Below are 22,414 nucleotides of genomic sequence, written 5' to 3' on the forward strand. Positions count from 1 at the left end.
AATCGGCTTCTATTGGGCGGCAACGCCGATGGTGCCCACGGGTACGCAGTTGGTGCGGCCGCCGTCAGCGACCATGTGAGCGCCGGTGACATAGCTGGCGCGATCGGAGAGCAGGAACGCGACGACCTCGGCGATCTCCTCGGGTTCGGCGATGCGCTGCAACGCCACGCTCGCCGCGTTGTCAGCGAGTTCGGCTTCGGGGTCCTCGACGCCGTCGAACTCGGCGAGGAACATCGGGGTCTTGGTGGTGCCGGGGCACACCGAGTTCACCCGGATACCCCACGAGGCCAGTTCGGCGGCCGCGCTACGGGTCATCGCCAGGATGGCCCCTTTGGTCGCGGTGTACGCGACGTAACCGGTCTGGCCGATCAGCGCGAGTTCCGAGGCGGTGTTGACGATCGCGCCACGGCGGCGGGGTTGCATGACACGGGCGGCCTCGCGCAGCGTGTGGAAGCTGCCTGCCAGGTTGGTGCGGATCAGCCGGTCGAAGATCTCGTCGGTGGTGTCGACCAGCGGCGCCACGATCGAGATGCCTGCGTTGTTGTACACCGCGTCCACGGCGCCGAGGTCGCGCTCGACGCGCTCGAAGGCGTCCCGGACCCCCTGCGCGTCACCGACATCGACCCCGACGGTCAGCGCGCGTCCGCCGTGGCGTTCGACGAGATCGACAGCAGCACCGAAGTCGTCCTCGGCACGCGACAGCAGCGCCACGTCGGCGCCGTCGCGGGCGAGCGCGGCGGCCGTGGCCAGCCCGATACCCGATGCGGCACCGGTCACCAGTGCGACCCGTCGCTTCGCCGACGTCATGAGCGCAACCACTCGATCTGGCTCCGCAGACCGCGGTCGAGATCCCACTGTGGCCGGTAGCCGAGATCACGCTCGGCCGCGGTGATGTCGAAGGCGCCCATGTGATCCCAAGCCGGCAGCAGGCCGGGACCGATGTCGAACTTCGCGTCCGGAAGGAGATCCGCGAGTAGCGCCGCGGTCTCCCTGACGGTGACCTGCCTGCCGCCGGAGATGTTGTAGGCCGGCTGGGACGGGGCCGGCGCCGTCGCCGCCAGCCGCGCCGCGGTGGCGACATCCTCGACGTGGACGAACTGGAACGGATGGTCTCCCCCCTGGGCGCGGTGGAACGGCTCGTCGCGCAGGGCCGCGCGGATCATGTCGCCGAGCAGGCTCGGCATCCACAACCCCGGGCCGTACACCTCGGTGATGCGCAGCGACACCACGTGCACCGCGTACAGGGAGGTGTAGACCTCGCCGAGCAACTCACCGGTGACCTTCGTGACGCCGTAGACCGTGGTGGGTGCCGGGGTGACGGCCTCCCCGATGACTGTGCCCGCACCGACGTTGCCTAGCGCGCACTCCGAGGAGAAGTTGACCACTCGGCCCACCCCGGCCATCCGGGCGGCTTCGAGCACCGAGAAGGTGCCCTCGGCATTGGCGGCGAATGTCGTCGTCGGCAGCTCGATGGACAGTCCCGGATGGCTCTGTCCGGCGGTGTGGATGATGCGCTCCACGCCGTGGTCGCGCAGGGTCTGCACCAGCCGGGGGATGTCGAACAGTTCCCCTTGCACCATCGTGAGCCCGTCGCGTGCATCGACGGCGAAGTCACGGTTGTAGCTGATCACCGGTTCGCCGGTGCCGATCAACTGGTCGACGAGGTGTCTGCCGACGAATCCGCGGCCGCCCGTCACGAGCGTGGTCATGTGGTACTCCAATCACCAGTGGCGGTAGACGGCGGGATCGACGGTCAGCGGTTCGAGCCGGCGGTGCTCGACGGACGGGTCGGCGAGCACGGCGTCGCGCAGCTGGGTGCCGGTCATGAAGGTGACATCTCCCCGCTCGCAGATGATCTCGATCATCCGGCGCAGATTGCGTGCCCGACCTGCGCGTCCGGACAGGAAGGAGTGCGCGGTCAGCTGGAAGAGTCCGCCGAACTCGCGTAACCCGTCGAGTTCGGCGGTCCACACGGCCAGCGCCTTCTCCGGGGGTTCGATGACATAGCCGAGGTGTGGTTCGGGCAGGAACGCATACTGTTCCCAGTCGTCGAGGGACCAGTGCGGCGGAAGCTCCACCAGCGGGCCGCGGGCGGTCTCGATGACGTACGGCCGGTCGTCGTCCATCAGGCTGGTGTCGTAGCTCAGCCCGTACTCGGTGGCCAGCTCGGCACTGTTCCACGTGGCGGCCCACATGGGGGAGCGGTAGCCGCTGGGCGTGATGTCCAGGGCCGCAAGGGCTTCACACCCACGCTCGAACTCTTCGCGTTCTTCGGCGGCGGAGAGCTGGGTGGCAGGGCGGTGCGAATAGCTGTGGTGGGCGACGTCGTGGCCCCGTTCGACGATGTCGGTGACCAGGGCGGGCCACAGTTCGGCGGAGATGCCCGGCACGAAGAACGTGGCCTTGATGTCGAATTCGTCCAGGATGCCGAGCAGGCGGGGAACACCGCGCCGGGCGTCGAACTGCTGATGGGTGATCGCCATCGCGTTGTCGGCGTGCCGCCGGCCTGCGGCCAGCACCGGGGTCACGCCGTCCACGGCGAAGGTCAGCATGGCCACCGCCGCAGCCCCGTTGCGCCAGTCGCGATGTTGTTCGGCGGTCATCGGGCTCCTGTCTGATGTTGACGCCAACGATCGTCTGGTTCAGTCGCCACGGCAACGGGCGCGGTGTCAGCAATCAGGGGCCCGTCCGTGGGACATACTGTCCTATGAGCTTGATCCTGGGCGAGGTGCTCGAGCATCCGTTGCTACAGGTTGCCGAACCCGTCATCCTCAGCGGCCACGGCAACCTCGGCCACCCCGTGCGGTGGGTGCACTCGGCCGACCTACTCGACATCGCACCGTTGCTGCGTGGTGGCGAGGTGCTGCTGACCAACGGCGTCGGCCTGGTCGGGGTGGATCAGCCGACGCGGCGGCATTACATCCGCAGTCTCGCCGAGATCGGCGTTGCCGCACTGCTTTTCGAGGTGGGCCGCACCTTCGTCGCCGTACCGGAGGAGATGGTCGACGAGGCCGCGGAGGCGGGGCTGACGGTCGTGCAGGTGCAACCGGTGCTGCGGTTCACCGAGGTGGCCGAGACGGTGAACAGCGAGCTCATCGACCGGTCGGTGATCCGGCTGCGCCATGCCGACGAGACGTCACGCGCGCTGTCGGTGGCGTTGGCGCGGGGCGCGTCGTTGCGCGAACTCGTCGGTCAGGTCGCGGCCACCCTGGGCACCTGGGCGCAACTGCACGACCGGACGGGCCGGCTGGTCGAACAGGCCGGCGCCCCGCACGGCCCGGACGCACCGAGTGCCGAGGCCCCGGTCCTGGTCGACGGCGCCGCATGGGGACGGTTGTTGATCGGTACGGACGGTGCACCCCAGCTGCTCGGCGAAGCGGTCCTGGACCGCGCGCCGGTGGTGCTGGGCCTGTGCCTCATCCGCGAGCACAAGGACGTCGCCGACGCGGTGCGCACTCAGCAGCTCCTGCTCGAGCAACTCGTGGGCAATCGGTCGGTGGCGCGCGGACTGCTCGCGGCCCGGATGCAGGCCGCAGGCGTGGCCGTCGACGGACACGAGTACGTCTGCCTGATCGCCGACGTGCACCGCATCCCGTCGGCCGAGCATGTGGTCGATAAGGTCATCCGGCAGTGCGGGCACGGGATCTTCGGTCTGGTGCAGGGCGCGCTGTGCGCGGTGGTGGCCCGCAGTCGGGATGTCGAGGGTGAGGCGTTCGGCGATGTGGTGCGGCGGGTGGTGCACCGGGAGCTGGCGCGAGAGAAACGTGTCCGCGCGGTGGTGGGCCGTCGGGTCAGTGACGTGGCCGATCTGCCCCGCGCGATGGCGGACGCGCACGCCACCCTCGAGCTGGCGCGGGAACTGCACCAGGCTGAACCGGTCATCGAGGTGCAGCAATTGGCGCTGCAACGGCTGCTCGACGGATACAGCGACCGGGAAGCGTTGCGCCAGTTCGTCGACGAACAGATCGGGGTGCTCGATGACGCAGACCGGCGCCGCAGCGGCCAGCTCCTGCCCACCCTCGAAATGCTGGTGGCGTGCGCGGGCAATAAGGTCGAAGCCGCCCGCCGACTCCACATCCGGCGGCAGTCGCTGTACTACCGGCTGGACCAGATCCAGCGGCTCACCGGGTGCAACCTCGACGATGCGCAGCAATTGCTCCCGATGGCCGTCGCGCTGACGGTGCGGGCGATGCTGACCACCGGCCGTTGACGGTCCGGATCAGAACGCCGCACCGGGGTTGAGGATCGCCTCCGGGTCGAGCGCGGCCTTGATCCGGCGGTTGAGCTCCATGGCCTCCGGCCCGATCTGCCCGGCCAGCCATGGTCGCTTCAACCGCCCGACCCCGTGCTCGCCGGTGATGGTGCCGCCCAGGCTGACGGCCAGATCCATGATCTCGCCGAACGCCGTCTCGGCGCGTTCGGCCATCGCGGCGTCGGCGGGATCGAACACGATCAGCGGATGGGTGTTTCCGTCTCCGGCGTGCGCGATCACCGAGATCATCACGTCGCGGTCGGCGGCGATCTTCTCCACGCCGGCGACGAGCTCGGCCAGGGCGGGCAGTGGCACACCGACGTCCTCGAGTAGCAGCGCGCCCTTCGCCTCCACGGCCGGGATCGCGAACCGCCGCGCCGCGACGAACGCCTCACCCTCGTCGGGATCGGCGGTGGAGAACACCTCCTTGGCGCCGGCCTCGGCGAACACCTGCGCCATGTACTCGGCGTCCTGGGCACCGGCCGCGCCGCGATCGTCGGAGGCGGCCACCATCATCGCGGCGGCGTCCCGGTCCAGGCCCATGCGGAGTTTGTCCTCGACGGCGTTGATGGCCACCTTGTCCATGAACTCGAGCATCGAGGGCCGGATCCGGCCGGTGATGGTGACCACCGCGCCAGCGGCGGCCTCCACCGAGTCGAAGGTGGCGACCACGGTGCAGGGCGAATGCTGCGGGGGCAGCAGCCGCAGCGTCACCTCGGTGATCACCCCGAGAGTGCCCTCGCTGCCGACGAACAGCTTCGTCAGCGAGAGGCCGGCGACATCTTTGAGGCGGGGGCCGCCCAGGCGCACCGCGGTGCCGTCGGCGAGGACCACCTGCAGCCCGAGTACGTAGTCGGTCGTCACGCCGTATTTCACGCAGCACAGGCCGCCGGCGTTGGTGGCGACGTTGCCGCCGATGCTGCAGATCTCGTACGACGACGGATCCGGCGGATACCAGAGGCCATGCTGGGCCACCGCCTTCTTGACCTCCGCGTTGAGCAGACCGGGCTGCACCACCGCGGTACGGGTCACGGGGTCGACGGCGATGTCGCGCATCTTCTCCGTCGTCAGCACCACCGCACCGTCGAGCGCCGTTGCCCCGCCGGACAACCCGGTGCCCATGCCGCGCGGCACCACGGCGATGCGGTGGGTCGACGCCCAGCGCAGGACGGTCTGCACCTCCTCGGTGCGGGTCGGTCTGACGACGGCCAACGCGGTGCCTGCCGCCGGGTCGGCCGCGCGGTCCTGCCGGTAGGAGCTGACGATGTCCGGATCGGTGACCACAACACCGTCGGGCAGTTCTGCGATCAGCTCGGCCAGTGCGTCCATGATCCGATGCTACGGACGATCCAGCTCCCTCAACGCGGGCATGGCGATCGCGGCCAGGCCCAACAGCAGCATGGGCAGCGCCAGCGCGAAGAACGTGACGCGCAGGCCGGCGTTGTCGGCGAGTGGACCGGCGACCACCAGCCCGAGCGGGCCCGCGGCGTAGGCGAGCGAACCCATGACTCCCACGACCCGGCCCCGCAGATGCGACGGTGCACGGGTCTGCATGACGTAGTTGTAGATGGGTGCGATCGGGCCGTAGACCAACCCCACGATCACCGACAGGAGCAGGATCACCGGCAGGGGTGGAAGGAACGCGATGACGGTCATCGCGACGCCCAGCGTGAGCACCGCGGTGAGCATCACCGCTCGACGGTTGGTGTATTTCGACAGCACGGCGTAGCCCAGGGCGCCGATCAGTCCGCCGATCGACAGCGCCATCAGCACCCAGCCCAGTTGGACGGGTTCATCCCGATCGGTGAAGTATTTCGGGAACAGCACGCTTTCCATCGGCATGTACAGCCCGGTGACGATGAGGTCGACCAGCGCCAGCGTGCGCAATACCGGTGTGCGCCAGACGAACGCCAGACCCTCGACGATGCCCGCCCACACCCGCTCGGGAATCTGGCTGCGGTCCGGAGCGCCCGTGCCCTCGAGCCGCAGCACCGATATCGCCGCGATCGACAGCGTGAACGCGCCCGCGGTCACCCACATGGTGTCCACCCCGCCCAGCGTCGCGATCAGCAGCCCGCCGATTCCCGGCCCGACGATGTAGGCCAGGTTGAACACCGCCTCGTACACGCTGTTGGCGCGGTCGAGCGTCCAGCCGGCGCGCAAGGCCGCCTCGGGCAGCATGGTCTCGCGCGCCGTCATCCCCGCCGGGTCGAAGAACGCGCCCAGGGCGGCGAGCGCGGCGAGTACGGCCACGTCGATCACCTGCACACCGAACGTCAGCGCCAGCACCGGTACGGCGAAGACGGACAGCGCGGATAGACCATCAGCGATCATCGAGACCCGACGTCGGCCCAGATAGTCCACGGCGGCGCCCGCGATCAGGGTCGCCACCAGCAGCGGCAGCGTGCCCGCCATCGCCACGATCGACGCGTCCACCGCGGATCCGTTGCGCTGCAACACCAGCCACGGAAAGGCGACCAGCGAGATGCCGTTGCCCGCGCCCGCGGTCAACGCCGAGAACAGGATGAGGAACAGCGGACCGCGCTTGCCGGTGATCATGGGATATCGCGCCGAATGTAGCAGCGGCGCAGCCCGGAGGGCACAGTGGAGCGGTGCAGTTGCCCCATCCGCGCACCGGCGCGCGGTTCGCATCGCCCGTCCCGCCGGGCTCCGGCTGGCCCTCGGAGCCCGCGACGCCGCACACCGCGGTCGCCACGTCGGCGGCGACCGTGCAGTCGTTGGCCGCAGCTGTCGAGACGCTCGACGAACTCGACGCGCTGGTGTCCGTGTGTCGTGCCTGCCCCCGCCTGGTCGAGTGGCGCGAAGACGTGGCCCGCAAGACGGTGGCCCGCCGTAAGGCCTTCGCCGATCAACCGTACTGGGGCCGGCCCGCTCCCGGGCTCGGTGCCGCCCACGCCCGCATCATGATCGTCGGATTGGCCCCCGCCGCGCACGGCGCCAACCGCACCGGCCGGGTGTTCACCGGCGACCGCTCGGGGGACTTCCTGTTCGCCGCGCTGCACCGGGCCGGGCTGGCCAATCAGGCGCTGTGCGTCGACGCGGCCGACGGTCTGGTCCTGTCCGGCGCCCGGGTGGCGGCCGCGGTCCGGTGCGCACCGCCGGCCAATGCGCCCACGCCCGCCGAGCGGACGACGTGTGCGCCGTGGCTGGACGCCGAGTGGCGGCTGCTCGCCCCACAGATGCGGGTCGTCATCGCGCTGGGCGGGTTCGCGTGGAAGGCGGCGCTGGACATGCTGCGCCGCGGCGGCGCCGACATTCCGGTCCCGGCGCCGAAGTTCGGCCATCTCGCAGCCGTCGAGATCGGGGACGTCACGCTGCTCGGCTGCTTCCATCCGAGCCAGCAAAATACCTTTACCGGCAGGCTGACTCCCGACATGATGGACGCCGTCTTTTCCGAAGCGAAGCGAAGGGCGGGTACCTGATGGCCACCGTGCTGGTCTCCGGCGCGAGCGTGGCAGGGATGGCGACAGCGTACTTGCTTGCCCGACAGGGTGATTCGGTCACCGTCGTGGAACGGTATCCGGAACTGCGACCGGGTGGTCAGGCCGTCGACGTCCGTGGGCCGGCCCTGACGGTGCTCGACCGGATGGGCCTGCTGGAGACGGTCCGCGCCCGGGCCATCGTCTTCCGCGGTATGTCCACCGTCGACGCGGACGGGACTGAAACATCCAGGGACACCGAGAAGACGGCGACCGGGGGGCTCCTCGGCAACCCCGATGTCGAGATCCTGCGGGACGATCTGGTCGACGTGTTGTTCACCGCGACCGAGGATGTCGAGTTCGTATTCGATGACAGCGCCGCCGCCATCGACGACATCGGCGACGCCGTGCGGGTCGAGTTCCGTGGCGGTTCCGTACGCGATTTCGACTTCGTGGTGGGGGCCGACGGTCTGCACTCGGCGGTCCGCCGCTTGGCGTTCGGCCCCGAGGATCGCTACGTCAGACGCATGGGCATGTTCCTCGCCGTGTGCACGACGCGGAACTTCCTCGAACTGGACCGCTGGCAGGTGTGGTTCAGCGAGCACGAGCCCGAACTGTTCTGCGGGGTCTACAGCGCCCGGGGCAACAGCGAGGCGCGGGTGATGTTCGGGTTCACCGATTCGCAGCTACGGCTCGATCACCGCGACGAGGACGCTCAGTGGGATGAGCTCGGGCGGCGGTTCGGCGAGGCCGGTGCCTTTCCCGAGTCGCTGCTCGCGGAGGCGCGCCGAGCCTCGGACTTCTACTGCGACGAGTCGGCACAGATCGTCATGGACTCCTGGTCCCGCGGCCGGGTCGTGCTGGTCGGCGACGCCGCGCACTGCGCGTCACCGCTGTCCGGACAGGGGACCAGTCTGGCGCTGCTCGGCGCCCACACGTTGGCCACCGAACTGTTCGACGCGGGCGATCACGACGGCGGATTCGCCGCGTACGAGGCCGCCCTGCGGCAGTACGTCGTGGACAACCAGGCGCTGGCGTTCGAGGACAGCAGCGACGACGCCACCTGGTGGGACCGCTTCTATCCGGTGATCAACGCATTCGAGGTGCGCTGACGGGAACGTCCGGCGCCCGGACGGCGTTGTGCCTCCTATGCGCCTATCCGTCCTCGATCTCGTTCCCGTGCGCAGCGATCAGACCACGTCGGACGCGCTGGCCGCGACCACGCGCCTCGCGCAGACCGCCGACCGCCTGGGCTACACCCGCTTCTGGATCGCCGAGCACCACAACATGCCAGCCGTCGCGGCCACCAGCCCGCCGGTGGTGATCGCCCACCTCGCCGCGCAGACCTCGCAGCTGCGGCTGGGTTCGGGCGGCGTCATGCTGCCCAACCACGCGCCTCTCGCGGTGGCCGAGCAGTTCGCCCTCCTCGAGGCCGCCCACCCCGGCCGCATCGACCTCGGCATCGGCCGGGCGCCGGGTTCGGATCCGGTGACGTCGATGGCACTGCGCGGGGCGGCGGGCCGCGACGACACCGACATCGAACGTTTCCCCCAGTACCTCGACGACGTCGCCGCGCTGATGAGCACCCACGGCGTACGGGTCTCGCTGCCGCGGAACCTGATGCGGGAGAACTACATCCTCAAGGCGACACCAGCAGCGGCCACCGAACCGCGGCTGTGGCTGCTCGGGTCGTCGATGTACTCGGCGCACCTCGCGGCGGCCAAGGGGCTGCCGTACGTATTCGCCCACCACTTCTCCGGACAGGGCACCAGGGAGGCGCTGGAGGTCTACCGCTCGGAGTTCCGGCCCAGCGATCTGGCCACCGAACCGGTCACCTTCCTCACGGTCAACGCCGTCGTCGCCGACACCCGGGACGAGGCGATGGCGCTGATGCTGCCGAATCTGCACATGATGGCCCAGCTACGCACCGGTCAGCCGCTCACCGCACTCGACCTCGTCGAGGATGCCGAGGCCAAGGAGCTCAGCCCGCAGGCCCAGGCCGTGGTGCAGAGCGGTCTGCAGCGCGCGGTGGTGGGTGCGCCTGCCGAGGCGGCCGATCAGGTGCGGGCGCTGGCCGCGGAGTTCGACGTCGACGAGGTGATGATCAACCCGGTGGCCTCCGCCCGCCGCGGCACCGATCCCGCGACCGCCCCCGGCCGCGACACCACCCTCGAGCTGCTGGCCAAGGAACTGTTCTAGGGCGTCAACGCGGGAGCAGCTCGACGATCGGGATCGCCCGCGTCGTCCGCTTCTGGTAGGCGTCGTAGCGGCCGGAGTTGTTGTCGTTGACCAACCGCCACAGCCGCGCATAGTCGGGGTCCTCGGGCAGGATCGGCCGCGCCGTCGCCGCGAGCCGGCGCGGGCCGATGTTGATCTCGACCTGCGGGTTCGCCTTGAGGTTGTGGTACCAGCCGGGTGCCTTCGGCGCACCGCCCAGCGACGCGACGATGTAGTACTTCCCGCCGTCCTCCGCGTAGGTGAGGGTGTTGCTGCGGGCGATGCCGGTCTTGGCGCCGGTGGTGTGCAGCAACAGGCTTGGCGGCGCGCCGGGGATGTGATGGCCGATGCGGCCGCCCGACTTCTTGTAGATGAGATCGTGCATCCGCAGCAACCGGATACCGATCTTTTCGAGCGGGGACAGATGATCCATCGCCCCAGTCTGTCAGCCGCAGCGACCGTAGGGTGTCCCGCATGCACGACTGGACCGGCCACCGCGCGGTGGTGGTGGGGGGCTCCATCGGCGGTCTGACCACCGCGTTGCTGTTGCGTCGGCTGGGGTTCGACGTCTCCGTCTTCGAGCGCACCCTCGAGGGTCTCGACGGCCGCGGCGGCGGCATCGCGCTGCATCCGGAGACGGTGCGCTGGTTCGCCGAGTGCAGCAGCCAGCGCCCCGAACGGGTGAGCACCTCGGCGCGGTGCGTGCAATACCTCGGCGAGGGCGACGCGGTGGTGCACACCGAGCCGCTGGCGTGGACCTTCACATCGTGGGGCACCTTCCATCACGCTCTGCTGGCCGACTTCGGTGACGGCGACTACCACCTCGGCGAGTACGCCGCCGGATTCGACCAGGACGCCGACGGCGTCGAGGTGCGGTTCGCCTCGGGTCGGCGGGAACGCGCCGATCTGGTGGTGTTCGCCGACGGCGTCACCTCGGCGGCGCGCCGGCGCATCTCCCCGGCCACCGAGCTGACCTACGCCGGCTACGTCGGCTGGCGCGGCACCGTCCCCGAGAAGCGGCTCTCACCGGACACGTTCGCTCGGCTGCACGATGCGATCACCTACAGCTTCGCCCCGCACACCCACCTGGTCGCCTACCCGATCCCGGCGCCCGGGGGCGGCCTCGAAATCGGCGACCGGCTGATGAATTACGTCTGGTACCGCAACGTGGCCGACGGGTATCAGCTCGACGAACTGATGACCGACCGGCGCGGCGTGCCGGCGAAGGTGTCGCTGCACCCGGGCGCGGTCCAGGACCGCTACGTCGACGAAATGCGCTCGGCGGCAGCGCAACTGCTCGCACCGGCCGTCGCGGAGCTGGTGGCCCGCACCGAGTTCCCGTTCGTGCAGGCGGTTTTCGACGTCGCGGCCGACCGGATGGTGCTGGGCCGGGCAGTACTCCTCGGCGACGCCGCCTGCGCGGTGCGACCGCATCCCGCCGCGGCCACCGCCAAGGCGGCGGCCGACGCATGGGCCCTGCACGACGCACTGGCCGAGACCACCGACATCGGCACCGCGCTGGGGCGGTGGGAGCCCGCGCAGCTGGCGCTGGCCCGGCAGTTGTTCACCCGGGCCAGGGAGATGGCCGCCCGCTCGCAGGTGTCCTGCAGCTGGGACCCGGCCGACCCCGCGAACCGGTTCGGCCTGCACGGCCCCGCCTGGTAGCTACGGCGTGCGATCGAGGTCGGCCAGCGCCTCCCGGAGCAGCCGGCCGGACTCCTCGCGGTCCGGATCGCGCCGCAGCATCATGTTCTTGGCGAACGACAGTTTGTCGCCGCTGCGGCGAGGCAGCACGTGCAGATGGATGTGGAACACCGTCTGGAACGCGGCCTTGCCGTCGTTGATCACGATGTTGTTGCCGTCGGCATGCAGCCCGGATCGTCGCGCCGCGCGGGCGATGCGCTGACCGATGCGGGCCATGTCGGCGACCGTCTCGGGCGGGGTGTCGGTCATGTCCACGCTGTGGCGCTTGGGGATCACCAGCGTGTGGCCGCGGGCGAACGGACGGATGTCGAGGATGCCCAGGTACCCGTCGTCCTCGTAGATTCGGATGGCGGGCGCCTCCCCGGCGACGATCTCGCAGAACACACAGGACACCCCGCCACCGTATTACGCTGGCCGAGGTGACCGCGTCAGACCTGGCCTTCGCCGGCGCGGCCGAACAGGCCCGGCGACTCGCCGCCGGGAACGTATCGGCCCCCGCGCTGCTCGACCTCTACCTCGACCGGATCGCCCGCCTGGACCCGGAGTTGCGGTCCTACCGCGTGGTGCTGGCCGAACGCGCCCGCGCGGACGCCGCGGAGGCGCAGACCCGGCTGGACGCCGGTGAGCGGCTGCCACTGCTCGGCGTGCCGATTGCCGTCAAGGACGACGTCGACGTCGCCGGCGAGCTCACCACGCTGGGCAGCAGCGCGCACGGCTCGGCATCCGATGAGGACGCCGAGGTGGTGCGCCGGCTGAGGGCGGCGGGCGCGGTCATCGTGGGCAAGACGGCCGTTCCCGAGCTGATGGTGTGGCCGTTCACCGAATCCGTCACGTTCGGCGCAACCCGCAACCCCTGGAACACCGACTACACCCCGGGCGGCAGCAGCGGGGGCAGTGCGGCGGCGGTGGCCGCCGGTCTGGCCGCGATGGCACTGGGCTCGGACGGTGCGGGGTCCATCCGCATCCCGTCGACGTGGTGCGGGGTGTTCGGCCTCAAACCGCAGCGTGACCGTGTGCCGCTCGCGCCGCAGGACGGGACGTGGTGCGGGATGAGTGTGAACGGGCCGATCACCCGCACCGTCGAGGACGCGGCACTGTTCCTCGACGTCACGGCCAACGAGCCGGTGCCTGCGGGCGGGTTCGTCACCGCCGCCACCCGGTTGCCGGGCCGGTTGCGCATCGCGCTGAGCTGGAAGGTGCCGCCGACACTGACGGCCCGGGTGGGTCGCGCTCAGCGCGCCGCGGTCGAACAGGCCGGTGAGGTGCTGCGCGATCTCGGACACGAGGTGGTGCACCGCGACCCGGAGTATCCGGTGACGGCCGTCTATGGCCACGCACTGCCGCGGATGCTGCGCGGAGTCGCCGACTCCGCGGCCGCCCTGCCGCGCCCCGACCGTCTGGATCCGCGCACCAAGACCATGGCCCGCATCGGCGGCCTGTTCTCCGACCGGCGGATGGCCCGGATCCGGGAGGCGGAGAAGACGGTCGCGGACCGGATCATGCGGATCTTCGATGACGTCGACGTGGTGATCACGCCGGGCGCGGCGATGGGTCCGTCGCGGATCGACGCCTACCGCCGCCGCGGCGGGGTGTCCACGCTGGCGCTGGTGTCGGCGCGGGTGCCGTTCCAGGTGCTGTTCAACGCCACGGGTCAGCCCGCCGCGGTGGTGCCGTGGGGTTTCGACGGCGCGGGTCTGCCCACCTCGGTGCAACTTGTCGGCCGGCCCTTCGGGGAGGCGACGCTGCTCTCCCTCAGCGGGCAGATCGAGCGGGCCCGGCCCTGGACGCAACACCGGCCATCGGTGAGCTGAGGTCTCACCGTGCCAGCGCGGCGCGCCACGCCGCGAGTTTCGCCGCGTAGCGCATCGTCTGCGCCGGACTCGTCGACGGCAGCCGCTCGAACGGCACACCGAAGTCACCCCTGACCAGGCGATGGAAGTTCTTCTCCGCCGCCGCGCCGTTGAACAGCACCCGACGAATCGTCGGATGCGCCTCGAAGAACGTGTGGAAGTCGTTGGCCACCATGCTCTTCGGTTCCACCGCGGAGTCCAGGCTGCCTTTGCGCCTGCACGAGGCGAGGACATCCCACACCGCGACACCGTGGGCGATCAGCGCTGCGGTGCGCTGTTCGTAGGGGTCGGCGGGGTCGAAGCCGTAGAGCTCACCGGTGATGCGCCAGAACGCGTTCTGCGGGTTGCCGTAGTACTGAACTCGGGCCAGCGCAAGCACGCTCGGTGCATTGCCGAGAATGAGCACCCGCGGGTCGGCTCCGACGATCGGTGGGAATCCGTGCAGCAGCGGCGCCTCACCATCGTCGATTCTGCGCACCCGAACCGGTATACCGTGACGACGTGACCGAAGTCGAGAACATCGAGTCGGCCGGGTTGCTCGACGGATTGTCCGGCAAGGCGCGCGACGAGCGCGCCGAGTTGATCCAGTGGCTGATGCAGCGCGGGATCACCGCCGAGGAGATCCGTGAGGCCGTCGCGCCCATGCTTCTCGCGTCACGTCGCCTCATCGGTGACGACGGGGTGTACGTGTCGGCGCGTGAGATCAGTGAGAAGTACGGCGTCGACCTGGAACTGTTGCAACGCTTCCAACGGGCCATGGGGCTGTCGCGAGTCGACGATCCCGATGCCGCGGTGCATCTGCGCGCGGACGTCGAGGCCGCCGCGGGGGCGCAGCGGTTCATCCGGTACGGACTCGACGCCGATCAGGTGATCCAGGTGTTGCGGGTGCTCTCCGAAGGGTTGGCCAAGACTGCTGAGGTGATGCGCTACACCGCCTTCGCCGCGATCCTCACGCCCGGGGCGACGGAGCTCGAGCTGGCGCAGGCCTCTGAGGCGCTGGTTCGCGAGATCGCGCCCATGCTCAGCCCGATGATCAGCGAGATGCTGCTGCTCCAGCTGCGCCATTCGATGGAGACCGAGGCGGTCACTGCGGCCGAACGCGCGGAGGGCGTTCCGCTGCCGGGGGCCCGCATGGTGTCGGTGCTGTTCGCCGATCTGGTCGGGTTCACCCGGCTGGGTGAGGCGGTGCCGCCCGAGGAGCTCGAACAGCTGGCCCGCCGCCTCGGCGATCTGGCCCGCGAACTGGCCGTGGCTCCCGTTCACTTCGTCAAGACGATCGGCGACGCCGTCATGCTGGTCAGCACCGAACCGGCGGCCCTGTTGGAGCTGGCGTTGAACATGCTCGACGCCACCGACACCGTGCAGGACTTTCCGCGGCTGCGCATCGGGATCGCCACCGGTGAGGCGGTCAGCCGCGTGGGCGACTGGTTCGGCAGCCCGGTGAACCTGGCCAGCCGCGTCACGGGCGCGGCCCGCCCCGGCACGGTGCTGGTGGCCGAGTCGACCCGGGAGGCCGTCGGCGACGACGACCGGTTCAGCTGGTCGTTCGCCGGCGCCCGTCATCTCAAAGGGCTCAAGGGGGACACCAAGCTGTTCCGCGCGCGACGGCCCTGACCGAACCGTCAGCGCGTGGGCCGGAACCGTCGCAGCCGAAGGCTGTTGGTCACCACGAACACCGAGCTGGCGGCCATCGCCGCGCCGGCGATCATCGGGTTGAGCAAGCCGGCGGCGGCCAGCGGCAATGCGGCGACGTTGTAGGCGAACGCCCAGAACAGGTTGCCTTTGATCGTGCGCAGGGTGGCCCGCGACAACCGGATCGCGTCGGGCACCGCGCGCAGATCGCCGGTCACCAGGGTGAGGTCGGCGGCCTCGATCGCCACGTCGGTGCCGGTGCCCATCGCCAGCCCCAGATCCGCCTGGGCCAGCGCCGGTGCGTCGTTCACCCCGTCGCCCACCATCGCCACGACCTTGCCCTCGTCCTGCAGCCGGCGAATCGCGTCGACCTTGCCCTCCGGCAGCACCTCGGCGATCACTGTGTCGGGTGCGATTTCGATTCCGACCGCGGCGGCGACGGTCTGCGCGGCGCGCCGGTTGTCGCCGGTGAGCAGGACCGGCGTCAACCCGAGCTGACGCAGGTCGCCGATCGCGTCGGCGGCGCCGTCCTTGACGGTGTCGGCGACGATGACCACCCCCGCGATCCTGCCGTCGGCCGCGAACCACACCGGGGTCTGGCCACGCTCCTCGGCGGCATCGGCCACGGCCAACAGCGCGTCGGGCGCAGTCTCGCCGAGCCAGCCCAGCCGGCCGGCGGCCACGCGGCGTCCTTCGACCACACCGCTGACCCCGCGGCCGCCGTGGTTCTCGAACTCCTGCACCGGGGGCAGGGTCGTCACCGCGGCGGCGTGGTCGGCGATCGCGCGGGCGATCGGGTGTTCGGAGGCATTCTCGAGCGCACCGACCAACCGGAGCGCGTCGTCGTCCGCGGGGTGGACCACCACGACCGACATCCGGCCGGTGGTCACCGTCCCGGTCTTGTCGAGCACGACGGTGTCGACCCGTCGTGTCGACTCGAGGATCTGCGGGCCCTTGATGAGGATGCCGAGTTGCGCCCCCCGTCCGGTGCCGACCAGCAGGGCTGTCGGAGTGGCCAGACCGAGCGCGCACGGACACGCGATGATCAGCACGGCGACCGCCGCGGTGAACGCCGTACTCGGCGCCGCGCCGGTGATCAGCCAGCCGACCAGCGTCAGCAGGGCCAGCGCGATCACCACGGGGACGAACACCGCCGAGACCCGGTCGGCCAGCCGCGACACGTCGGCTTTACCGCTCTGCGCCTCGGTCACCATTCGAGCCATCTGCGCCAACTGGGTGTCGGCGCCGACCCGGGTGGCGCGCACAGTCAGGCGGCCACCGACGTTCACGGTGGCGCCCACCACGGTGTCGCCGGGCGCCTTCTCCTCCGGCACCGACTCACCGGTCAGCATCGCGGCGTCGACCGCCGAGGAGCCGGTGATCACCACCCCGTCGGTGGCGATCTTCTCGCCCGGTCGCACCACGAATTCGTCGCCCACCGCGAGCTGGTCGACCGGGATACGCACCTCGTGGGAGTCGCGAAGCACCGCAACGTCTTTGGCTCCCATGTCGAGCAACGCCCGCAGGGCGGCGCCGGACCGCCGTTTGGCTCGCGCCTCGAAGTACCGCCCGGCGAGGATGAACGTCGTCACCGCCGCGGCCACCTCGAGATAGAGGTGCGGCTCCGCAGTGCCGGACGGCAGCAGCTCGAAGGGCATTCTCATACCGGTCATCCCGGCATGGGTGAAGAACAGCGCCCACAGCGACCACAGGTATGCCGCGGTGACGCCGACCGAGATCAGGGTGTCCATCGTGGCCGCGCGGTGGCGCAGATTGGCCACGGCCGCGCGGTGGAACGGCCAGGCGCCCCACACGACGACCGGCGAGGCCAGCGTCAGCGTCAACCACTGCCAGTTGTCGAACTGCAGCAGGGGCACCATCGACAGCACTACTACTGGCAGGCTGAGCGCCGCCGAGATCAGCAACCGTTGCCGCCACTGCGCGGCCTCGTCGTCGCGGGCGGAGTCGGGTTCCGATTCCTCGGACGGCAGGGTGGCGGTGTAGCCGGTGGCCTCGACCGCGGCCACCAGCTCCTCGGGGCTCACGTTGTCGGGATAAGAGACGGTGGCCTGTTCGGTGGCGTAGTTGACCGCCGCGGTGACGCCGTCGATCCGGTTCAGCTTCTTCTCCACGCGCGCCGCGCAGGACGCACACGTCATCCCGCCGACGGTGAGCGTGACCGAGGTCATGCCGCGCGGTGCACGTCGTATCCGCAGTCCTCGATGGCGTCGACGACGCGGGCCTCGTCGGCGTCACCGCCGACGGTGACGGACTTGTCCGCCAGATCCACGCGCACGTCGGTGACCCCGGGGATCGCGGTGACGGCCTTGGTGATGCTCGCGACGCAGTGCTCGCAACTCATTCCGTCGACATTCAGACGTAGACTCATGACACCCATCCTATACCTCTAGGGGGTATGGGTAAGTGGCTCCCTTTCGGCGGTGAAGGCCGCCGCCAGCGCCCGCTTGTCCACCTTCTCGCCGGCCAGGGTCGGCAGCGGTTCGGCAGTCAGCCGCCAGTCCGAGGGGATCGCGAACGACGATACGGCCGACGTCAGATGGCCTCGCAGCTCCTCGACCGTGGGTGGCTCCGCGCCATCCCGGTAGACGACGACCGCCACCAGTTCCTCGCCGAGATCTGGGTGCGGCACACCGAACGCGGCCGCCTCGACGACGGCGGGATGGCTGCTCAGGGCGGCCTCCACATGCGGGCAGGCGATGTTCTCGCCGCCGCGGATCACGATGTCCTTGCTGCGGCCGTCGACGAACAGATACCCCTCGTCGTCGAGGTGTCCGAGGTCCCCGGTGCGCAGCCAGCCGTCGGCGTCGACGGTGCCGTCGCCGGGTGGGCGTCCCGCGTAACCGAGCATGACGGTGGGGGACCGGACCAGCACCTCGCCGCGGCCGGCGGGGTCGGCGCGGTCGATACGCAGCTCGACGACCGGATAGGGCCTGCCGACGGTGCCCGGCCGGTCGCGCAGATCGCGGCTGTCGGCGACGGTGAGGAAACCCCCGGCCTCCGTCATCCCCCAGGTGTTGCTCAATCCGCGGTCCCGCAGATTGGGGAGTGCGGTGCGGATGCGGTCGAGCAGTTCGGCGCTGACCGGGGCGCCGCCCAGCGGCCATGACCGCAGACTGCTCAGGTCGTAGGTGCCGAACGCGGGGTGTTGCAGGACCCGCACTGCCATCGTCGGCACCGCACCCCAGACCTGCACGCGTTCGCGTTCCATGAGCGCCATCACACGCTCCGCGTCGAAGCGGCCCTCGGGGAGCACGATCCGCCCACCGGTCAGGAAGTGGGTGAGGAGGCTGGACAGGCCGCCGATGTGAAACATCGGCGTGCTCGCCAGGCTGACGGTCTGGCGCGTTTCGGCGTGCAGCAGATGCGGCATCCGACCGCTGCGCACCAGGATGTTCTGCTGGTTGGCGATCACCGAGCGACGGGACAGCTCAACGGCTTTCGGCATCCCCGAGCTGCCGGAGGTGAACAGCACGATCGCCACGTCGTCGAGATCGGGTTCGGTGTGAGCCGGTTCGGCGACCGGATCTCCGAACGCGGTCGCCAGATCGCCGAGCGGTGACGTCGGGGTCTCGGTGGTCAGCCCGGTGTCGGTCAGGATGAGGCGCAGATCGAGAAGCGCTGCGGCATGGTCGATCTCCTGGGCGCTCCACCACCGGTTGCCCAGGACCGGAACCGCGCCGGCGAGCAACAGGGCCCACACCGCGAGCACCCACTCCGGGCTGTTGTAGCCGAACACCATCACCCGGTCGCGTGGCCGGACACCCATGTCGGCCAGCCTGTTGCCGGCCGCACCGAGCGCATTTCGGAACTCGGCGAACGTGATCCGGCGCTGCCCGTAGACCAGAAAGGTGCGGTCGGTCCAGCACTGCGTACCCGCCACCAGTTCGGCGAACGTCTCGGGGCTGCGCCGGTACAGCAGGCCGGCGTGTCCGGCGTAGCGGGCCTCGAACGTCGTTGTTGCCCAGAGGGTCTGGTCGTCGACCGTCATCCGGCAGTCGGGATCTGCACGCCTTCTGAGGGCTGGACGATCACGAAGCCCTGCCCCGAGAACGCCACCTGCACCGCCTCCCCGGAGCCGCGGCCGATCAGCGCACCGGCTTTGAAGCTGGTCTTGAGGTGGGTCTGCAGATCCGCCGACCACGCGACGACCGCGTCGGTGTCGGCGAAGGTCGGCGCCTCCCCGGCGTTCAGCACGACCGGGGGGCCGTCGGTGGTCAACGCCACCCAGCCCGAGCCACGCAACGTCGTGTTGAACAGCCCGCCGGTGGCCATACTGCCGCCCCGGACGCGTTCGATGTTCCAGTCGAGTCCCGCCGAGAACGCCAGCACGTTCTTCCCGCTGATGGAGAGTGCGCTCTGGTTGAGGTGCAGCAGGTGTACGTCATACGCGCGTTCGGCGAGGAACACGTCGCCCTGACCCTGGCAGCGCATCAACGGCAGCCCCTCACCGGTCAGTGCCTTCTTGAGGAACTTCCCGGCCCCGCCGCCCTCGAAGGCGAAGTCGACGTTGCCCTGATAGGCGACCATCGCGCCCTGGCGGGCCATGAACGGTTCGCCGAGGCGCACCCGCAGCATCCTGGCGTTCTGGTTGGCGATCGGCGCGGCTTCCTTCTCGCTGAAGCGGCCGTCCACCAGATCCCCGCTGATCCCGGCGAATCCGCCGCCGCCCACCGGCTGGGCCTGGGCCTGCACCTGGGCCTGCGGCGGCGCCTGTGAGACCTGGCCCTGACTGGACACCTGGTCGGTCCAGTGCTGGCCGTCCCACCAGCGGTATTCGTATCGCCCTTCCGGATCGGGCAGCCATTGACCGCTCACCTGGACTCCTTCCTCGATGGGATTCTGGAAACCTGGTGACGACAGTAAGCCAAGTCCGGCATTCTCTGATCATGGCGGCTAAGGAGATCGATCGGGCGCGCTCGCGCAGCGCCCTGGCGGTGGTCAAGCAGCATCCGGGGATGGTCCTGTTCCTGGCCTCCCCGGCGCTCGTGGCGCTCGGCGTGGTGTGGTGGATCTTCGGTGCGGGCTGGGCGGCGCTGCTGCTCGTCGCACTGGTACTGACAGGAGCTTCGGCGCTGCTGTTGAAGCGCTGAGCAGGTTCGCCGCGGTTCTAGACCCGCTCGATGCCGACGTAGGTCTCCGACAGCGTCGAGGTCTGCGACAGCGGGTCCAGTGCCGTCCCGTCGACCAGGAGATTGCGGTTCACTCCGAACGCCTGCGGTGCGGTGCCACCGCGGGGGTCGAAAATCCTCGAGCCCCAACCGTGGTCGACGATCACCAGACCGCGACGCGGCCGGTCGTCGACCGCGGCCTCCAGTTCGATGGCGCCCACCGGCGAGAACACCCGCACCCGGTCGCCGGTGGTGACGCCGAGTTGCGCCGCATCGTCGGGGTGGATGACCACCTCGTGGCGTTTACCCGACGGGTGCAGACCGGGTAGCTCGTTGAGCCAGGAGTTCATCGAGTGGCGGTGGCGCCGATTGCCGAGCTGGAACGGATAATTGTCCGGCGCTGCAGGGGGTGGGCCGGAGAGTAGTTCGCCTGCGCGCGTGACGAATTCCGGCGGCGCGATGTGGACGCGCTTGTCCGGGGTGCGCAGGGCTTCGCGGAAGTGGCCGAACTCGCGCGGTCCCAGCACCAGCCCGTGCGGGCTGGCGACTACATCGCGCCATTTGAGCTTGCGGCCGTTGATCTTTCGCGCGGTCGCCACCACGATGCGGTTGATCCAGTGCGGGCCGAATTCCATCCCCGCCCGGCCGGTCAGCGCCGCCATGCGACGGGTGGCCCGGACGAACCCGTTCATCCCGCGCGCACCGAACAGCGGCCGGTTCATGGCCAGCGCGAGGTCGGTGAAGATCCGCCACTCTTCCCGGACCCCGGCCGGCGGCTGCACGGCCTTGCGGCCGAACTGCACGAACGGTTCGTCGTGCATGCTGCTGGTGAACGCCAGCAGATCGTCGCGCTCCAGCCAGTGCGCGGCGGGCAGCAGCCAGTCCGCGTGCCGGTGGCTCTCCCGCTGAACGAAGTCGATGACCACCAGCAGATCCAGTGACGCCAGCGCACGGTCGAGTTTGGCGCCGTCGGGTCCGGAGATGACCGGGTTGCCGCAGTTGATCAGCAGCGCCCGAATCTGGCCCGGTCCCGGGGTGAGGATCTCGTCGGGCAGTTCGGCCAGCGCATGCGCACCCGAGATCATCGGCCGGCCGGCGAGCCGGCTGTGGTGCGGTTCGGTCTTGGCCAGCTCGGCCAGGCGCAGCGCGTCGACGTATCCGCGTTCGAACCGGCGGCCGCCGGGCCGGTCCATTCGGCCGGTGATCACGTTGAGCACCTGGCCCAGCCATTCGGCGACGGTGCCGGCCGCGTGCAGGGACACCCCGGTGCGGGTCACCACCATCGCGCCGGGCGCGGCCGCGAACTCCCGCGCGACGCGTTCGATGGTGGGGCGGTCGATCCCGCACCGCGCCGCCAGGTCGTCGAGGTCGGCCTCGGCGGCGAGGCGGCGTAGATCGGCGACGCCGGTCGCGAGGTCGGCGCAGTCGCCGCGGTGCTCGAGACCTTCGTCGAGCACCACCTTGACCAGCCCCAGCAGCAGCGCCCAGTCCTGCCCCGGGCGGACCGCCAGATGCAGATCGGCTTTGTCGGCGCTCTCGGTGCGGACAGGGTCGACGACGACCAGCGTCGCGCCCTGCTTCTGCCGGTCCAGCGCGCGTCGCCAGCCCCCGGGCACCGTCTCCAGCCAATTCCACGCGCTCACCGCGGGGTTGGTGCCCACCAACAGGAAGTAGTCGCAGTTGTCGATGTCGGACACCGGCGCCATCAGCATGGAGCCGTACATCGCCTCGGCCACCACGTGCATCGCGTTCTGATCCACCGATCCGACGGCGTAGCGGTTGCGGGTGCCGACGGCATCCATCCAGGCGTTCATGAAGATGACGTTCGACCCGGAGAACCCGGCCGGGTTGCCGTAGTACGCGCCGACCGCGTCCGGCCCGTCGGCGTCGATGGCGGCGTTCATCCTGGCGGCGATGTCGGTCATCGCCTCCTCCCAGGTGGCCTCGACGTAGCGGTCGCCGACCCGGCGCATCGGGGTGAGGATGCGGCGCGGATGCTCGACGAGCTGCCCGGCCGTGCGGCCCTTGGCGCAGAAGTCGTGCCAGCTGTGGGGGTTCTGCTTGTCGGGGGAGATCTTGAGTACGCGGTTGTCCTCGACGGTCACCTCGATGCCGCAGGCTGCCAGACAGTAGCGGCAGAAGGTGTGCACCGTGCGTTCCTCGAGACTCGTCACATGAGGCATCCTCGCT

General features: G+C 70.0%; 21 protein-coding genes. 8 read left to right on the forward strand and 13 right to left on the reverse strand.

All coding sequences use genetic code 11. The annotated features are described in order from the left end of the window. Positions 1 to 9 precede the first annotated feature (9 nt). From A5757_RS03830 to A5757_RS03840, 3 genes are read right to left on the reverse strand one after another with little or no spacing between them, the layout of a single operon-like run. Positions 10 to 807 (reverse strand): SDR family NAD(P)-dependent oxidoreductase, encoded by a 798-nt coding sequence (locus A5757_RS03830; protein WP_066828978.1) that lies wholly within the window; start codon positions 805 to 807, stop codon positions 10 to 12. Continuing rightward, the gene (locus A5757_RS03835; RefSeq protein WP_066828979.1) at positions 804 to 1,709 is read right to left on the reverse strand and encodes an NAD(P)-dependent oxidoreductase; all 906 of its coding nucleotides are present in this window, start codon (positions 1,707 to 1,709) and stop codon (positions 804 to 806) included. The genes A5757_RS03830 and A5757_RS03835 overlap by 4 nt, the downstream gene beginning before the upstream one ends. Positions 1,710 to 1,721: 12 nt before the next feature. Then, a complete protein-coding gene (locus A5757_RS03840; RefSeq protein WP_066828802.1) occupies positions 1,722 to 2,603 on the reverse strand; it encodes a polysaccharide deacetylase family protein in 882 nt (293 codons plus the stop codon). Between the two features lie 104 nt (positions 2,604 to 2,707). Between A5757_RS03840 and A5757_RS03845 the strand changes: the two genes are divergently transcribed. After that, positions 2,708 to 4,210, forward strand: a complete 1,503-nt coding sequence (locus tag A5757_RS03845) for a PucR family transcriptional regulator (protein ID WP_066828804.1) — start codon at positions 2,708 to 2,710, stop codon at positions 4,208 to 4,210. Between the two features lie 9 nt (positions 4,211 to 4,219). Here A5757_RS03845 and A5757_RS03850 read toward each other — a convergent pair whose 3' ends face one another. Both A5757_RS03850 and A5757_RS03855 read right to left on the reverse strand, forming a co-directional pair. Continuing rightward, positions 4,220 to 5,581 carry an FAD-binding oxidoreductase gene (locus A5757_RS03850; RefSeq protein ID WP_066828806.1) on the reverse strand — a complete coding sequence of 454 codons (1,362 nt, stop codon included), beginning with the start codon at positions 5,579 to 5,581 and terminating at the stop codon, positions 4,220 to 4,222. A gap of 9 nt (positions 5,582 to 5,590) precedes the next feature. Then, a complete protein-coding gene (locus A5757_RS03855) occupies positions 5,591 to 6,811 on the reverse strand; it encodes an MFS transporter (protein ID WP_066828808.1) in 1,221 nt (406 codons plus the stop codon). Positions 6,812 to 6,864: 53 nt separating this feature from the next. On the opposite strand from A5757_RS03855, the gene A5757_RS03860 reads away from it, so the two are divergent. From A5757_RS03860 to A5757_RS03870, 3 genes are read left to right on the forward strand one after another with little or no spacing between them, the layout of a single operon-like run. Next, positions 6,865 to 7,695 carry a uracil-DNA glycosylase gene (locus tag A5757_RS03860; RefSeq protein ID WP_066828809.1) on the forward strand — a complete coding sequence of 277 codons (831 nt, stop codon included), beginning with the start codon at positions 6,865 to 6,867 and terminating at the stop codon, positions 7,693 to 7,695. Next, positions 7,695 to 8,804: an FAD-dependent monooxygenase gene (locus tag A5757_RS03865; RefSeq protein ID WP_066828811.1), complete on the forward strand. Its 1,110-nt coding sequence runs from the start codon at positions 7,695 to 7,697 to the stop codon at positions 8,802 to 8,804. Before A5757_RS03860 ends, A5757_RS03865 begins: the two co-directional genes overlap by 1 nt. 37 nt (positions 8,805 to 8,841) lie before the next feature. Beyond that, the gene (locus A5757_RS03870; RefSeq protein ID WP_066828812.1) at positions 8,842 to 9,891 is read left to right on the forward strand and encodes an LLM class flavin-dependent oxidoreductase; all 1,050 of its coding nucleotides are present in this window, start codon (positions 8,842 to 8,844) and stop codon (positions 9,889 to 9,891) included. Positions 9,892 to 9,895: 4 nt separating this feature from the next. Here A5757_RS03870 and A5757_RS03875 read toward each other — a convergent pair whose 3' ends face one another. Then, the gene (locus A5757_RS03875) at positions 9,896 to 10,342 is read right to left on the reverse strand and encodes a nitroreductase family deazaflavin-dependent oxidoreductase (RefSeq protein WP_066828814.1); all 447 of its coding nucleotides are present in this window, start codon (positions 10,340 to 10,342) and stop codon (positions 9,896 to 9,898) included. 41 nt (positions 10,343 to 10,383) lie between these two features. Between A5757_RS03875 and A5757_RS03880 the strand changes: the two genes are divergently transcribed. Beyond that, positions 10,384 to 11,574, forward strand: coding sequence for an FAD-dependent monooxygenase (locus tag A5757_RS03880; protein WP_066828817.1), 1,191 nt, complete (start codon positions 10,384 to 10,386; stop codon positions 11,572 to 11,574). Here A5757_RS03880 and A5757_RS03885 read toward each other — a convergent pair whose 3' ends face one another. Then, positions 11,575 to 12,006, reverse strand: a complete 432-nt coding sequence (locus A5757_RS03885) for an HIT family protein (protein ID WP_066828819.1) — start codon at positions 12,004 to 12,006, stop codon at positions 11,575 to 11,577. Between the two features lie 26 nt (positions 12,007 to 12,032). On the opposite strand from A5757_RS03885, the gene A5757_RS03890 reads away from it, so the two are divergent. Next, positions 12,033 to 13,424: an amidase gene (locus A5757_RS03890; RefSeq protein ID WP_066828821.1), complete on the forward strand. Its 1,392-nt coding sequence runs from the start codon at positions 12,033 to 12,035 to the stop codon at positions 13,422 to 13,424. Positions 13,425 to 13,428: 4 nt separating this feature from the next. On the opposite strand, the gene A5757_RS03895 is transcribed toward A5757_RS03890, so the two are convergent. After that, positions 13,429 to 13,941, reverse strand: coding sequence for a DNA-deoxyinosine glycosylase (locus A5757_RS03895; protein WP_231983877.1), 513 nt, complete (start codon positions 13,939 to 13,941; stop codon positions 13,429 to 13,431). Between the two features lie 23 nt (positions 13,942 to 13,964). On the opposite strand from A5757_RS03895, the gene A5757_RS03900 reads away from it, so the two are divergent. Then, positions 13,965 to 15,077, forward strand: a complete 1,113-nt coding sequence (locus A5757_RS03900; RefSeq protein WP_066828823.1) for an adenylate/guanylate cyclase domain-containing protein — start codon at positions 13,965 to 13,967, stop codon at positions 15,075 to 15,077. Between the two features lie 8 nt (positions 15,078 to 15,085). Here A5757_RS03900 and A5757_RS03905 read toward each other — a convergent pair whose 3' ends face one another. Genes A5757_RS03905 through A5757_RS03920 form a run of 4 tightly spaced genes read right to left on the reverse strand, consistent with a single transcriptional unit; the run spans position 15,086 to position 19,931 of the window. After that, positions 15,086 to 17,284 carry a cation-translocating P-type ATPase gene (locus tag A5757_RS03905; RefSeq protein ID WP_066828825.1) on the reverse strand — a complete coding sequence of 733 codons (2,199 nt, stop codon included), beginning with the start codon at positions 17,282 to 17,284 and terminating at the stop codon, positions 15,086 to 15,088. After that, complete coding sequence (locus tag A5757_RS03910; protein ID WP_066828827.1) at positions 17,281 to 17,484, reverse strand: heavy-metal-associated domain-containing protein; 204 nt, start codon at positions 17,482 to 17,484, stop codon at positions 17,281 to 17,283. Before A5757_RS03910 ends, A5757_RS03905 begins: the two co-directional genes overlap by 4 nt. Positions 17,485 to 17,502: 18 nt before the next feature. Then, on the reverse strand, positions 17,503 to 19,104 hold the full coding sequence (locus A5757_RS03915) for a class I adenylate-forming enzyme family protein (RefSeq protein ID WP_066828828.1): 1,602 nt from the start codon (positions 19,102 to 19,104) through the stop codon (positions 17,503 to 17,505). Next, the gene (locus tag A5757_RS03920; RefSeq protein WP_066828830.1) at positions 19,101 to 19,931 is read right to left on the reverse strand and encodes an AIM24 family protein; all 831 of its coding nucleotides are present in this window, start codon (positions 19,929 to 19,931) and stop codon (positions 19,101 to 19,103) included. Before A5757_RS03920 ends, A5757_RS03915 begins: the two co-directional genes overlap by 4 nt. 71 nt (positions 19,932 to 20,002) lie before the next feature. On the opposite strand from A5757_RS03920, the gene A5757_RS03925 reads away from it, so the two are divergent. Further along, positions 20,003 to 20,206 (forward strand): hypothetical protein, encoded by a 204-nt coding sequence (locus A5757_RS03925; protein ID WP_066828832.1) that lies wholly within the window; start codon positions 20,003 to 20,005, stop codon positions 20,204 to 20,206. 17 nt (positions 20,207 to 20,223) lie between these two features. Here A5757_RS03925 and A5757_RS03930 read toward each other — a convergent pair whose 3' ends face one another. Beyond that, positions 20,224 to 22,398 (reverse strand): molybdopterin-dependent oxidoreductase, encoded by a 2,175-nt coding sequence (locus A5757_RS03930; RefSeq protein WP_369815909.1) that lies wholly within the window; start codon positions 22,396 to 22,398, stop codon positions 20,224 to 20,226. Positions 22,399 to 22,414: the final 16 nt, after the last annotated feature.

This window comes from Mycobacterium sp. 852013-51886_SCH5428379, from assembly GCF_001665575.1.
In the GTDB taxonomy this organism is placed as follows: Bacteria; Actinomycetota; Actinomycetes; order Mycobacteriales; family Mycobacteriaceae; genus Mycobacterium.